Raw genomic sequence first — 14268 nt, 5'->3', positions numbered from 1 at the left:
CCATCACCGATCCGCAAGCGCCATCACCGCATAAGCGGGTGGCATCAAAGCACGACGCCAGCGTCCAAGCGGAAACCGCTGCGGCTCATGTCCAACGGGGGCCGGCAACCCAGCATCCCGCCCCAGAACCATCCGGGCCAGCGCGCGCCCGCAATAGGTGCCCATTGCCACCCCGTTTCCGTGATAGGCAAACCCGGCGAACATCCCCGGCTGGTCCGCCACAGGACCGGCAAAAGGCATCAACCCCCGCGACAGGCAAACCAAACCGGACCACATATGGGTCACGTCCACACCCGCCCAGCCGGGGAACATCTGCCTGAAACCCTTGACGACCTTGCGCCGAATGGCGGCCTCGGCCCGAGAAGAGGACAGCAACCCGCCACGCATTCCGAACAGAAACCGCCGGTCGGGCATCAGACGGAAATAGTGCAGCAGATGGCGGGTGTCGTAACACATCTGATCGGTGGTCCATCCTTGCGCCTGCAGCTCGGCCACCGACAGCGGACGGGTCACCAGTACGGTGGACTGGGCGGGCATATAACGCCCCGCCATCCAGGGCGGGATGTCCTCGCTGGAATACCCGTTGGTGCAGATCAGCACGTTCTGCGCCTTGATCCGGCCTGAATTGGTCGGAACCTCGAAACCGGACTGCGTCTTACGGATGGATTGCGCAGCGGAGCGCTGGAACAGATCGGCGCCGCAGGACCGGGCCACCTGCGCCAGACCAAACAGGTATTTCCGGGGGTTCAGCGCAAACCCGACCGGAATGGTGTAGCCGCCATGAAACCCCTCGCCAAAGCCAAGCCCCCGCAGATCACCGGGCTCATGAAGCGTGCCGGACACCTCGGCCTGCCGCCGGAGCTTGTCCATTGCACGTGGGGTATGGGCCAGTTGGGTCTCACCCTGCGAATGCACATCGGCATTGATGCAATGGGCGCCGAGCAGATCGGCGACAAGGTGAACCGCGTCCTCTTCGGCCTGGGCATAGCTGTTTGCAGCGGCCTCTCCGAACTGGCGGACCATCGCACCGTGGCTCAGCTTTGATCCGCCCAGGCAACAGAACCCACCATTGCGCCCAGACGCGCCCCAGCCCGGTGTATCGGCCTCGAGCACGGCAACCGGCACCCCGGCCTTAGCCAGATGCAGCGCCGCCGAGAGGCCGGTGAAGCCGCCGCCGATGATGGCAACGTCGGTGCTCAGATCGCCCTGCAGCACCGGCCAGTCGGGGCTGGCAATCGTCTCATCCCACCAGCAGTTGGTCCGGGGGCCGGGCCCATAGGTGTATTCGGAAAACAGCCGTTTCATTCGGCGCGTGCGGCAGCCATCTCATCCTGCTTTTGCCGCACCATCGCCCGTTTTGTGATAAGGGATGCGGTGATAACCCCCACCGTCACAATCCCGATCATGATCGTGGACAGCGCGTTGATCTCGGGGCTGACCCCCAATCGCACGGCTGAGAATATTTTGATCGGCAGGGTCGTGGCCGACGGCCCCGAGGTAAAGGACGCGATCACCAGATCATCCAGCGAAAGGGTAAAGGCCAGCAGCCAGCCCGAAATCACCGCAGGCGCGATGATCGGCAAGGTCACCAGCCGGAACGCCTGCGCCGGAGAACAGCCCAGGTCCAGTGCAGCCTCTTCCAGCGACTGATCGAATGTCACAAGGCGCGAAGAAACGACTACGGAAACGAAACACATCGAAAAGGTCGTATGGGCCAGAACAATGGTCAGGATGCCCCGGTCCAGCCCGATGCCGATGAACAGCAGCAGCAGCGACAGGCCGGTGATCACCTCGGGCATCACCAGTGGGGCATAGATCATGCCGGAAAACAGCGTCCGGCCAAAGAACCGCCCGCCGCGCACCAGCACATAAGCGGCAGCGGTGCCCAGAATGGTCGCCAGCGTGGATGAGAACACAGCAACGCGCACGGTCACCCATGCTGCATCCAGAAACGCCTGGTTCTGGACCACTTCGCCATACCATTTGGTCGAAAACCCGGCCCAGACGGTAACCAGCTTGCCTTCGTTAAAGCTGAAGATGATCAGAATGATCATCGGGATATAGAGGAAGGCGAACCCCAGCGTCAGGGACACGGTATTGAACCAGCTTAGCCTATTCATTGGTCTGCCTCCGCCTGTTTCTGCTGGTTGCGCTGGAACAGAACAATTGGGATCACGAGAATCAGCAACAGCACCACCGCCACGGCGCTGGCGACCGGCCAGTCGCGGTTCGCGAAGAACTCCTCCCACAGCACCTTGCCGATCATCAATGTGCCGGACCCGCCCAGCAGCGAGGGGATCACGAACTCACCGATCACCGGAATCATGACAAGGAAACACCCCGCGATGATACCCGGGCGCGACAGGGGGACCGTCACCAGCCAAAAGGCGTGAAGACGCGAACAGCCCAGGTCCTCGGCGGCTTCGATCAGCGATTCGTCCATCCGTTCCAGCGATGAATAGATCGGCAAGATCATGAATGGCAGATAGGTGTAGACGATGCCGATATAGACCGCCGTATTGGTGTTCAGAATGGTCAGCGGGGTCGAGATGATGCCCGTCCACAGCAGGATCTGGTTCAGATAGCCTTCGTTCGACAGGATGCCCATCCATGCATAAACCCGGATCAGGAACGAGGTCCAGAACGGCAGGATTACCAGCATCATCAGCGTCGGCCGCCATTCCGCAGGCGCGCGGGCCATGCCATAGGCGATGGGATACCCCACCAGCAGCGTCAAAAAGGTCGAGATCACCGCGATCTTGACGCTTGAGAGGTAGGCTTTCCAATACAGATCATCCTCGGTCAGCCAGACGAAGTTCTCGAAATCCAGTTGGCCGAAAAACTCTTTGATCCCGGCCCAGCCCTGCGTCAGGTCCAGTGTCGGGGTGTAAGGCGGGATGGCCAATTCGGTGTCTGACAAAGAGATTTTCAGGACAATGAAAAACGGCACCAGAAACAGCGCCAGCAGCCAGATATAGGGAACGGCAATCAGAAACGCACGGCGCATCAGTTGGCCAGCAGAACCGCAGCCGTTGCTGTCCAGGACAGCCAGACCGGGTCTTCCCATGTGAACGATCGGCGCGAGATGCGGCGGGTATTGGCCGTCTGCGCCTTGATGATTGTGCCGTTCGGCAATTCGACGTGATAGGTGGACAGGTTGCCCAGATAGGCGATGTCATGCACCTTGCCCTGCACCGCGTTGATCGCATCTGACGGACGGTCGGCCGAAATCGTCACTTTCTCGGGCCGGATCGCAATATGGCAGGCCTGCCCGTTCGAAAATTCGTTGACCGAGGTCGCCGTCAGGGGCGACTGCCCTTCGGCCCAGTCGATCTGATAGGTATCCTCACCGCCGGATGAGGCACGGCCCTCGATGATGTTCACGTCGCCGATGAAATCCGCGACATAGACCGAGTTCGGGTTCTCATAGATGCGATCCGGCGTTGCCACCTGCATCAGCCTGCCCTGATCCATCACCGCGACGCGGCTGGCGACGGTCATCGCCTCTTCCTGATCGTGGGTGACGATGACGAAAGTTGTGCCGGTCTTTTCCTGAATATCCATCAACTCGAACTGCGTGTCCTGCCGCAGTTTCTTGTCCAGCGCGCCCAAAGGTTCGTCCAGCAACAACAGCTTCGGCGCCTTGGCCAAAGACCGCGCCAGCGCCACCCGCTGACGTTGCCCGCCCGAGATCTGGTGCGGCTTGCGGCGGGCGAATTGCTCCAGCCGGGTCAGGCGCAGCATTTCCTCGACACGATCCTCAAGATCATGCTTGGGCATGTTGTCCCTGCGCAAGCCAAAGGCGATGTTGTCCCAGATGCTGAGATGCGGAAACAGTGCATATGACTGGAACATCATGTTCACCGCCCGTTTGTTCGGCGGGATCGGATCGATGTCCTGACCACCTAGTATGATTTGCCCTTCGGTCGGCTTCTCGAACCCGGCCAGCATTCGCATCATGGTGGTCTTGCCGCAGCCCGACGGCCCCAGCAGGGCAAAGAACTCGCGCTCGAAAATGCCCAGAGACAGGTTGTCGATGGCCGTGAAATCACCGAACCGTTTGGTGACATTTTGGAACTGGATCAAAGGTTTCGCCTGTGGGTCTTCCCACGGCGCAAAGACGTCAGAGTTCAAAGCGGCCCCCGTTTCGACAAGCTGGAAAAAGGCGCAAGGCGATCCCGACCGCCCTGCGCGAAATCGGATCAGGTACCCGATTTGATCTTGGTCCACATGCGCGTCACGACGCGCTGCGTTTTTTGCGGGTAAGGCCCCTTGATATAGGTGTTCGCCATAGCCTCTTCCGACGGGTAGACGGCGGGGTCACCGATCACATCCTCCGCAAGAAATTCTTGCGAGGCTTTGTTGCCGTTAGCGTAGAACACATAGTTCGATGCGGCGGCCATGTTCTGGGCGTCCAGCATGAAGTTGATGAACTTATGCGCCCCATCCGGGTTCGGCGCGTCAATCGGCACCGCCAGCTGGTCGAACCACATCTGCGATCCTTCCTTGAACGCGTTATAGGCGATCTCAACGCCGTTATCGGCCTCGGCCGCACGGTCCCGCGCCTGCAGCACATCGCCCGAGAACCCAACGGCCACGCAGATATCCCCGTTGGCCAGGGCGTTGATATATTCCGAGCTGTGGAACTTGTTCACGTAAGGACGCACCGCGGCAAAAACCTCTTCGGCCTTGGCGATATCGTCTTTTTCATGCGAATTCGGGTCGAGGCCCGCATAGACCAGCGCCGCCGGCACCATCTCATCCGGGGCGTCCAGGAAATAAACGCCGCACGCGGCCAGTTTCTCCATGTTCTCCGGGTTGAAGATCAACTCCATCGAATCCAGCGGTGCATCTTCGCCCAGCACTTCCTTGACCTTGCCGACATTCACGCCCAACCCGGTGGTGCCCCACATATAGTTGACCGAATGCTTGTTGTCGGGATCGAATTGCGCGACGCGTTCGGCAATGACATCCCACGCATTACCGATATTTGACAGCTTGGCCGCGTCCAGTTCCTGAAACGCACCCGCCTGGATCTGGCGGCTCATGAAGCTGCCGGTCGGGACCACCACGTCATAACCCGATCCCCCGGCCAGCATCTTGGTTTCCAGAACCTCGTTGCTGTCGAACACGTCGTAGATCAGCGTCAGGCCGGTCTCTTCCTCAAATTTCTTCAGCAGGTCCTCGTCGATATAATCGGACCAGTTGTAGACACGCACCTCTTCGGCGAAGGCCGCCGAAGTCCCCAAAGCGATGACCGCGGTCATCGTCAGCGTTTTGATTGACATTTTTTTCTCCCTGCAAGTGTACGGGTATTTTCCCGTTTTTTTGGATTTGATCAAGTTTTGCGTTTTCCCCCGATCCCGCGTATGGTTTCAAAAGGTCAGGCATCTGGCAAGTTAACATCATCGGAAACAAGGCAAACCAATTGGATTTGATCAAAAATAAGGCATCAGGAACGAAGGCAGAGGGTGAAAAACGACCCGCGCATGAGCAGGTGTACCAAACCCTGAAAGCGCAGATCATGTTCGGCGAATTGGTACCGGGGCAGCCGGTCACCATACAGGGTCTGACCGAATCTCTGGGGGTCGGAATGACCCCGGTGCGCGAGGCGATTCGGCGCCTGATCTCGGATGGTGCGCTGGTGTTCCAGGGCAATCGCAGGGTCAGCGTTCCATTGCTGTCAGCAGGCGATGTCGAGCAGATGATTTTTGCCAGATTGTCAATGGAATCAGAACTTTCCAGACGCGCATCGACGAATATGAGCGGTGCGGATATCGACCGCCTTGACCGCCTCGACCAGCAGCTGGACCGCACCATCGCCGATGGGGACGTCAGCGGCTATCTACGTCTGAACCACAGCTTTCACGAGACGCTCTATTCCCACGCGAATGCCCCGATTCTCAGCGATCTGACCGAGCGGCTGTGGCTCAGATTCGGGCCGTCTCTGCGGGTGGTTTGTGGCCGGTTTGGCACCCAGAGCCTGCCGGATTGGCACAAGGATATCCTTGCCGCTTTGCGCGCCCAGGATGCCGAAGGGGTGGCAAAAGCCACCGCGAAGGACATCAAACAGGGTATGGAACTGATGGTCGACGCCCTGAGCCAGGGCTAGATTCATGCGATTCGATTGACAGGAAAAAATTTGATCATATTGTGAGTGCCGACCGCTCTTTCAGGAGGTTTCCGGATGTCCACCATCACCAATCACATGCCCACCGCCGAATTGCAGGCGCTGGATGCCGCCCACCACATGCACCCGTTTTCGGCCAATTGCTCGCTGGGCCAAGAGGGCGCGCGCGTCATCACCCGCGCCAAAGGCGTCTACCTGACCGACAGTGAGGGCGAAGAGATTCTGGACGCCATGGCCGGTCTGTGGTGCGTCAACATCGGCTATGGCCGCGATGAGCTGGCCGATGCCGCCGCCCGCCAGATGCGCGAGCTGCCCTACTACAACACTTTCTTCAAGACGACCCATGTGCCCGCGATTGCACTGGCCAAGAAACTGGCCGAACTGGCGCCGGGCGATCTGAATCACGTGTTCTTCGCCGGCAGCGGGTCCGAGGCGAACGACACCAACATCCGTCTGGTGCGCACCTACTGGGCTGAAAAAGGCCAACCCGACAAGAACATCATCATCAGCCGCCATAATGCTTATCACGGCTCATCCGTGGGGTCAGCCTCGCTGGGTGGCATGGCGGGGATGCACGCGCAGGGCGGCATTCCGATCCCGAATGTCCACCACATCAACCAGCCGAACTGGTGGGCCGAAGGCGGCGACATGACGCCCGAGGACTTCGGCTTGGCCCGCGCGCGTGAACTGGAAGAGGCCATTCTGGAGCTGGGCGAGGACCGCGTCGCGGCCTTTATCGCCGAACCCGTACAGGGCGCAGGCGGTGTGATCGTGGCCCCCGACAGCTATTGGCCCGAGGTTCAGCGCATCTGCGACAAGTACGATATCCTGCTGATCGCCGATGAAGTGATCTGTGGTTTTGGCCGCACCGGCAACTGGTTCGGGTCAGAAACCGTAGGAATCAAGCCGCATATCATGGCCATCGCCAAGGGCCTCAGCTCGGGCTATGCGCCAATCGGCGGGTCGATTGTCAATGACGAGATCGCCGAGGTCATCGGCGGCACCGAGTTCAACCACGGCTACACCTATTCCGGCCACCCGGTCGCCGCCGCCGTGGCGCTGGAAAACCTTCGCATCCTCGAAGAAGAAAAGATCGTCGATCACGTCCGCGACGTGGCTGCGCCCTATCTGAAACAGAAATGGGAGGCGCTGGTCGATCACCCGCTGGTGGGTGAGGCCAAGATCGTCGGCTTGATGGCGTCCATCGCGTTGACCCCGGACAAGGCCAGCCGCGCCAATTTTGCATCCGAGCCCGGCACCGTCGGCTATATCTGTCGCGAACGCTGCTTTGCCAACAACCTGATCATGCGTCATGTGGATGACCGGATGATCATCTCTCCGCCGCTGGTCGTGACCCCAGCGGATATCGACGAGATGTTCGTGCGCATCCACAAGTCTCTGGACGAGGCGCGGGCCGAAATCATTGCGCAGGGGCTGATGAAGGCGGCGGCGTAGGTCATCGGCCTGGACAAGAAGAACGCACGGGCGGTTGGTTCAACAACCGCCCTTTTTCAACCCAGCACTGTACTCAGCGCTTTACAAAACCCATATGGTTGACTTACCTCGGAAGCAGTCTTATTAGCTCCGGTTTTTGATGCCCGACACTCCACCACCACGCAAACGCAGACCCCGCCCTCCGCTATGGGTCACTGTTGTATATGCCAGTTTTGTGTTGCTGTGCGGACTAAAGATCTTCCAAGGTTACTTTGGAGTTCAGTATTTTCCGTCTCCCGACTGGGTTATCAAAGCTCGCTCTTTGGACATTGCTCTTGGCATTGCTATGTCCTGCTTTTTAGGCGCAATGTGGTTCAGGCTGTGGAAAAAACAGAGCTCTCCGTCCGAAAGATCCAAAGTCTTCTGGGACGGGATTACTCTGAGTATTCTGCCGATTTTTGTTGTTCTACTTAGCGGCATGGGGCCAATCACTTATGGTGTCCCTATGATAGTTGCCAAACTCGTGGGGCAGGAAATCGAATTGCCTTACACCTCAGAGTGGTATGGCGGTTTGGGACCTGACGGCCATTGCCCATACTCTATTGAACTGGAAGGCGTACCGTCTCCTTGGGACAGGCTTTGCAACCAATCTGAGGAACTCGCCACCACCATAAAGCCCGGCGAGGCGATCCTTGTGTCGGGCAAAGGGACAAGCATGGGTCTATTTGCCCACCGAGCAAAATTCCCAAACGATAGATAGAAGCGCATCTAAAGGAAGACGCAGCCAAGTCACCGTAACCGCTCCAACAGCTTCAAACTGGCATACCCGTCCGGCAACAACCCCTGTGCCAATTGGTAAGCCCGCACCGCGTCGGTTGTGTTTGGCCCGGTCCGCCCGTCGATACCTTGCGTATCAAACCCGGCCTCGGTCAGGCGGGTTTGCAACTCCTTTTTCTCAGTGAAACTCAGCACCCTATCCCCCCGAGGCCAATCGGCCTGAAACGGGGTGCGTCCGGCCAGACGGTCGGACAGGTGGCCGATGCCGATCACATAGGCGTCGGCGCCGTTATATGTCTCGATCACGCGGAAATTGTCGAAGATCATCAGCGCTACGCCCTGCCCGCCCGCAGGCAGCAGGATGGCGGCGTGCCCGTGATCCGGGACCGGTTTGCCGTCACGCCCGACCACGCCGCGTTTGGCCCAGTCCGACGGCAGCAACGTATGGTCCCGTTTTGCGGTGGCATAGTCGAACCCTTCGGGCAGGCGTACTTCAACGCCCCAGGGCTGGCCTTTGGTCCAGCCGTGCCGCGCCAGATACGCAGCGGCCGAGGCCAGCGCATCGCTTGGATCGTCCGACCAGATATCCCGCCGCCCGTCACCGTCGAAATCCACCGCGTGTTCCAGATACGATGTTGGCATGAACTGCGTGTGCCCCATCGCGCCCGCCCAGCTGCCGACCATGTGACCGGGGCTGACATCCCCCGCCTGAATGATCTGCAATGCGGCGATCAGCTGGGTTTCAAAGAACGGCGCCCGCCGCGCGTCAAAGGCCAGCGTCGCCAGCGAGCGGATGGTGTGATCACTGCCCCGGAACGTCCCGAACGCGGTCTCAAGGCCCCAGATCGCGGTTACGACTTCTTTTTCCACGCCATACTGCGCCTCAATCCGGGTCAGGATCGCGTTGTAGCGCTCCAGCCCGGCGCGGCCATCGGCGACGCGCGTGTCCGAGACGGCAGAATCCAGATATTCCCAGATCGGTTTCGAGAACTCGGCCTGATTGCGGTCACGTTCGATGATCTTCTTGTCATAGGTCAGACCGGCCAGCGCCCAATCCAGCGTATCGGTGGAAATGCCCTGCGCAAGCGCCCGGTCCCGAAACGCCCCCAGCCACGCCTGAAATCGCGCGTTTCCTTCGGTCGACACCCGATACTCCATCGCTGAGGGCCGCAGAACCGGTCGCAACGACACGGTCAGATTGGCCGAGGCCAGCTGAAAGGTCTGAAACCCATCCGCTGTATTGAGGGATTCCGCCTGCACAATGGATGCCCATAATGCAGCGGCAATGACGCCACTTGTGCATTTACGCATTCCGAAATTCCTGATTACTGCTCGGGGCCAGAATAGCGCAAAATGCGGGATTCACAAAGTACTCAGGCCGAAACTTCTGACCTGCCGGGTCAAACCGGATAAGCTGCTGACATGACACCTTTTACCGATCCCAAAGTTGCCGCCGCCTATGATACCTTGCCCGAGAACGCCCGTGCCGGCGCGCTGATCCTGCGCGAGTTGATCTTTGACACCGCCGCGTCCCTGCCCGCTGCGCAGCCGCTGCAAGAGGCGCTGCGCTGGGGGCAGCCCGCCTATCTGGCGCCAAAGGGGTCGACGATCCGGATCGGCACCCACAAAGCCGCGTGTTTTGCACTGTTCGTGCATTGCCAAAGCCGGTTGATGGGCGATTTCACCTCGGCCTTTCCGGGCGAGGATCGGATCGACGGCAACCGGGCCGTGCTGTTCGACAACCCGGATCAGATCGACCCGACGCGCCATGGCTGGCTGATTGCGCGAGCGCTGACCTATCATCTCTGACGGCGTTTGCGCTCGACCTTGCGTTTGATCTTGTCTTTCTTGCGCTTGGTACTGACCGCCTTACGCCGCGTTGGCCGCCCTTTCGGTGCACGCCCACGGGGCAGCGCCTGATCGTCGATGGACAGCAGCTCCAACTCCAGCCCGCCGGTGACGGGCGTGGCTTCGGTCAGGCGCACGGTGACGCGCTGGCCGATGGCGATGACCAGCCCGGTGTCTGAGCCCATCAGCGTTCCCGCCTCTCGGTCGAAGTGGAAGAACTCGCGCCCCAATGATCGCACAGGCACCAGCCCGTCCGCGCCGGTTTCGTCCATCTTCACGAAGGCGCCGAACCGGGCGATGCCGCTGATGCGGCCCTCGAATTCATTGCCCACCCGTTCGCTCAGATAGGCCGCCAGATAGCGGTCAGTCGTGTCGCGTTCGGCCATCATCGAGCGGCGCTCGGTGTCCGAGATATGGGTGGCCGTTTCGTCCAGGCGCATAATTTCATCTTCGGTCAAACCGTCCTTGCCCCAGCCATGGGCCGAGATCAGCGCCCGGTGCACGATCAGGTCGGCATAGCGGCGGATGGGTGAGGTGAAATGAGCATAGTTGCGCAACGCCAGCCCGAAATGACCGAAATTCTCGGGGTTATAATAGGCCTGCGCCATCGACCGCAGCGTCGTCAGGTTGATCAGTTCGGCGTCTTCGGTCCCGGCGGCGGCGTTCAGCAGCGCGTTCAGGTGACGGGTTTGCAAGACCTGCCCTTTGGCCAGGTTCAAGCCAGCGGCCTGCGCCGTTTCCCGCAGGCTTTCCAGTTTCTCGGGCGCGGGTTCCTCGTGTACCCGGAACAGCAGCGGACGGCGCTTGGCGATCAGCGTCTCGGCAGCGGCCACATTGGCGAGGATCATGAACTCTTCGATCAGCTTGTGCGCGTCCAGACGTTCTCGGAAAGCCACGCTCTCGACCTCGCCCTTTTCGCTGAGCACGATCTTGCGTTCCGGTAGGTCCAGTTCCAGCGGCTGCCGCACGGCGCGTGCTTTTTTCAGCGCAGCATAGGCGGCATAGAGCGGTTTCAGAACCGGCTCCAACAACGGCCCGGTGCGGTCGTTCGGGGCGCCATCGATGGCCTCCTGCACTTCGGCGTAATGCAATGACGCAGCCGAGCGCATCAGGCCGCGCACAAATCGGTGGCCGATCTTGTTGCCGTCGGCGTCGATCTGCATCCGCACGGCAATACAGGCACGCGGGACGCCTTCGTGCAGCGAGCAAAGGTCACCCGACAAACGATCCGGCAGCATCGGCACCACGCGGTCGGGGAAATAGCTTGAGTTGCCGCGCTTGCGCGCCTCACGGTCCAGCGCGGTGCCAGGCTGCACATATGCGGCGACGTCGGCGATAGCGACCCAGATCACATGGCCGCCGGGGTTCTTGGGGTCATCATCGGCATGGGCATAGCAGGCGTCGTCATGATCGCGCGCATCCGAGGGGTCGATGGTCAGCAGCGGCATGTCCCGCAGGTCTTCGCGGCCCTTCAGGCCTGCGGGTTTGGCCTTGTCGGCCTCGGCAATCACCTTGTCGGCGAAATCGTCGGGAATGCCGTGCTGATGGATGGCGATCAGCGACACGGCCTTGGGCGCTGAAGGGTCGCCCAGACGTTCCACTATGCGCGCACGCGGCAGACCCATGCGGTTCTTGGGTCCGGCCTGTTCGGCCTCGACCAATTCGCCGTCTTTCGCGCCCAGAACCGCGCCGTCATGCACCAGCCATTCGGTCTGGCCGGTCTTGTCGATGGGCACGATCCGCCCGCCCTCGGCCCCTTTGCGGAAGATGCCGACGATCTTGCGCGGGTTGGTCCCGATGCGGCGGATCAGGCGGGCCTCGTAATTGTGGTCTTCCTCATGCACCACGGTCAGGCGGGCCAAGATACGATCGCCCTCGCCCAACGCCGGGTCGCTGGCACGGGTGATGATCAGAACGATGGGCTCGACCCCTTCGCCATGCCATTCCAGCGGACGGGCAAACAGATCGCCATCGGCGTTCGGTGCCTTCACCTGCAACACGCTGACCGGCGGCAGACGATCCGGGTCGCCATAGCTGCGCTTGCGCTTTTCCAGATGCCCTTCGGCCTCAAGCTCTTTGAGGATACGCTTCAGATCAATCCGGTCCGCGCCCTTGATGCCAAAGGCCTTGGCGATATCGCGTTTCGAGGTCAGGGTGGGGTTCGCCGAGATCCAGTCGAGGACCTCTTGCTTGGTGGGGATGCGAGTCATAATTCCGGCCTAGCACGGGGATGCGACCGCGTCATGACTAAAAAGGATCAGGGTTTCAGATCGGCCAGCGTGTCGACATCGCGCAACTGATCCAACAGCGCCACGCGCGTGCCGGGGACAGAGGCCAACGTGTCGGCCAGGGCGTGTTCGGTCGACCAGCGCACATTGCGAAACAGGCCCAGCGGCAGCGCACTGTATCGTTGCGCCCCGACCAGCCAGTACCCTCCGTCCGGCGCGGGGCCGAAGACCATCTGGTCCTGACCAAGCGCCTTGAACGCCTGCGCGATGTGCCCGCGTGTGATGCCGGGAATATCCGCGCCGATCAGGCAGACCGGTCCTTTCGGCATACCCCGCAGCATCCGCGCCATCCGGTCTCCCAGATCACCGCGCTCCTGAGCGGCACGCGGCAGGTCGGCGGGCCAGATGCGGCTGGTCAGGCCTTCTCGATCCGGAGCCACAGCCAGCACGATCTGCCAGCGCGGGTCGCGCAGCCGTCGGATCAGCGACCGGGTCTGATGCCGGAACCACCACGCCGCGCCGACCATGCCGATATCGCGGCCCAGCCGGGTTTTCACCCGCCCCGGGCGTGGCTCCTTGACCATGATGACCAGAGTGCGCTGCATCACTCAGGCGAAATAGTCCCGCAGGATGCGCGTGTAGATCGCCTTGAGTTGCTCGATATGCGCCACCTCGACGCATTCATCCACCTGATGCATCGTGCGACCGACCAGGCCGAACTCGACCACCGGGCAGTGGTTTTTCACGAACCGCGCATCCGAAGTGCCACCCGTCGTGGAGATCTCGGGCCGGATACCGGTTTCCGCCTCAACCGCCTGCGCCACCAGATCGGACAGCGGGCCGGGCGGGGTCAGGAAACTTTCGCCCGAGATTTTGATGCGCACACCAACCTCGACACCATAGGCTTCAGCTACGTTCTGCGCTTCGGTCTGCAGCCATTCGCTGAGACTGGCCCCGGAATGCAGATCGTTGAAACGGATATTCACCGCACCGCTGCATTGCGCCGGGATCACATTGGTCGCTTCGTTGCCCGTGTCGATATTCACGACCGCCAGCGTCGAGGCATCAAAGTGGTCCGAACCCCGATCCAGCTCGTGACTGGCCAGCCGATCCATCAGCCGCGCCATCGCGGGCAAAGGGTTTTTCGCCCGGTGCGGATAGGCCGAATGGCCCTGCACGCCGGTCACGGTGAACCACGCGGTCATCGAGCCCCGACGGCCAATCTTCATCATCTCACCCATGGTATTCGGGCAGGTCGGTTCACCCACCAGACAGACCGACATCTTCTCATCAGCCTCGGCCATATAATCCAGCAGCGCCGTGGTGCCGTCCAGCGCGTCGGCCTCTTCATCGCCGGTGATGGTCAGGATCACCGCGCCGTCGGGCGGCGTTTCGCGCACGAAATCCACCGCCGCTGCGGCAAAGGCCGCGACGCCGGATTTCATGTCGGTGGTCCCGCGCCCATACATCACGCCATCGCGGATTTCGGCGCCAAAGGGCGGCATGGTCCAGGCGGCCTCGTCCCCAACCGGCACAACATCGGTGTGACCGTTGAACCCGAAGCTGCGTGCATGGCCCTTTTCACCCCAACGGGCAAACAGGTTGCTGATGCCGCCACGGTCCACACGGGTGCAGTCGAACCCCGCATCGGACAGGAGTTGTTCCAAAAGAACCAGGGCGCCGCCTTCCTCGGGTGTGACCGATGGGCAACGGGTCAGGGCCGCTGTCAGTTCTACCGGATCTGTCATGGCAAGGCCCCTTTGGTTCGTTTGCGCGCACAGATTCAACGAATTGAGCCAATTGCCAACCCCTGCCCGCCCAAATCTGAGGGCTTTTTTCTGCACATATCAC

General features: G+C 60.8%; 13 protein-coding genes. 4 read left to right on the top strand and 9 right to left on the bottom strand.

The annotated features are described in order from the left end of the window. Positions 1 to 3 precede the first annotated feature (3 nt). From ACOQFT_RS04045 to ACOQFT_RS04025, 5 genes are all read right to left on the bottom strand, one after another. Positions 4 to 1305: an NAD(P)/FAD-dependent oxidoreductase gene (locus ACOQFT_RS04045; protein WP_421596754.1), complete on the bottom strand. Its 1302-nt coding sequence runs from the start codon at positions 1303 to 1305 to the stop codon at positions 4 to 6. Continuing rightward, positions 1302 to 2120, bottom strand: a complete 819-nt coding sequence (locus ACOQFT_RS04040; RefSeq protein WP_421596753.1) for an ABC transporter permease — start codon at positions 2118 to 2120, stop codon at positions 1302 to 1304. Before ACOQFT_RS04040 ends, ACOQFT_RS04045 begins: the two co-directional genes overlap by 4 nt. After that, positions 2117 to 3007 carry an ABC transporter permease subunit gene (locus ACOQFT_RS04035; RefSeq protein WP_421596752.1) on the bottom strand — a complete coding sequence of 297 codons (891 nt, stop codon included), beginning with the start codon at positions 3005 to 3007 and terminating at the stop codon, positions 2117 to 2119. The genes ACOQFT_RS04040 and ACOQFT_RS04035 overlap by 4 nt, the downstream gene beginning before the upstream one ends. Then, positions 3007 to 4134, bottom strand: a complete 1128-nt coding sequence (locus ACOQFT_RS04030; protein WP_421596751.1) for an ABC transporter ATP-binding protein — start codon at positions 4132 to 4134, stop codon at positions 3007 to 3009. Before ACOQFT_RS04030 ends, ACOQFT_RS04035 begins: the two co-directional genes overlap by 1 nt. Positions 4135 to 4202: 68 nt before the next feature. After that, the gene (locus tag ACOQFT_RS04025; protein WP_421596750.1) at positions 4203 to 5288 is read right to left on the bottom strand and encodes a polyamine ABC transporter substrate-binding protein; all 1086 of its coding nucleotides are present in this window, start codon (positions 5286 to 5288) and stop codon (positions 4203 to 4205) included. Positions 5289 to 5428: 140 nt separating this feature from the next. On the opposite strand from ACOQFT_RS04025, the gene ACOQFT_RS04020 reads away from it, so the two are divergent. The 3 genes from ACOQFT_RS04020 to ACOQFT_RS04010 all read left to right on the top strand — a co-directional run bounded on the left by ACOQFT_RS04020 (position 5429) and on the right by ACOQFT_RS04010 (position 8324). Then, on the top strand, positions 5429 to 6112 hold the full coding sequence (locus tag ACOQFT_RS04020; protein WP_421596749.1) for a GntR family transcriptional regulator: 684 nt from the start codon (positions 5429 to 5431) through the stop codon (positions 6110 to 6112). A gap of 75 nt (positions 6113 to 6187) precedes the next feature. Then, entirely contained in the window at positions 6188 to 7585 is a 1398-nt protein-coding gene (locus ACOQFT_RS04015) for an aspartate aminotransferase family protein (RefSeq protein ID WP_421596748.1), read from the top strand. Between the two features lie 301 nt (positions 7586 to 7886). After that, positions 7887 to 8324: a hypothetical protein gene (locus ACOQFT_RS04010; RefSeq protein WP_421596747.1), complete on the top strand. Its 438-nt coding sequence runs from the start codon at positions 7887 to 7889 to the stop codon at positions 8322 to 8324. A 29-nt stretch (positions 8325 to 8353) separates the two neighbouring features. On the opposite strand, the gene ACOQFT_RS04005 is transcribed toward ACOQFT_RS04010, so the two are convergent. Beyond that, complete coding sequence (locus tag ACOQFT_RS04005) at positions 8354 to 9652, bottom strand: lytic murein transglycosylase (RefSeq protein WP_421596746.1); 1299 nt, start codon at positions 9650 to 9652, stop codon at positions 8354 to 8356. A 111-nt stretch (positions 9653 to 9763) separates the two neighbouring features. Between ACOQFT_RS04005 and ACOQFT_RS04000 the strand changes: the two genes are divergently transcribed. After that, entirely contained in the window at positions 9764 to 10150 is a 387-nt protein-coding gene (locus tag ACOQFT_RS04000; RefSeq protein WP_421596745.1) for a DUF1801 domain-containing protein, read from the top strand. On the opposite strand, the gene rnr is transcribed toward ACOQFT_RS04000, so the two are convergent. The 3 genes from rnr to dapE are packed head-to-tail and all read right to left on the bottom strand — an operon-like array spanning position 10141 to position 14165. Beyond that, a complete protein-coding gene (gene rnr / locus ACOQFT_RS03995; RefSeq protein ID WP_421596744.1) occupies positions 10141 to 12399 on the bottom strand; it encodes a ribonuclease R in 2259 nt (752 codons plus the stop codon). The two genes, ACOQFT_RS04000 and rnr, sit on opposite strands and share 10 nt — an antisense overlap. A 47-nt stretch (positions 12400 to 12446) precedes the next feature. Further along, on the bottom strand, positions 12447 to 13022 hold the full coding sequence (locus ACOQFT_RS03990) for a TIGR04282 family arsenosugar biosynthesis glycosyltransferase (protein ID WP_421596743.1): 576 nt from the start codon (positions 13020 to 13022) through the stop codon (positions 12447 to 12449). A 3-nt stretch (positions 13023 to 13025) separates the two neighbouring features. Further along, a complete protein-coding gene (gene dapE, locus ACOQFT_RS03985; protein WP_421596742.1) occupies positions 13026 to 14165 on the bottom strand; it encodes a succinyl-diaminopimelate desuccinylase in 1140 nt (379 codons plus the stop codon). Positions 14166 to 14268 lie beyond the last annotated feature (103 nt).

The organism is Ruegeria sp. MALMAid1280, from assembly GCF_049195285.1.
In the GTDB taxonomy this organism is placed as follows: domain Bacteria; phylum Pseudomonadota; class Alphaproteobacteria; order Rhodobacterales; family Rhodobacteraceae; genus Ruegeria.
Note: the sequence above shows the minus strand (reverse complement) of the source record. Positions and strands in the feature narration are given on the sequence as shown.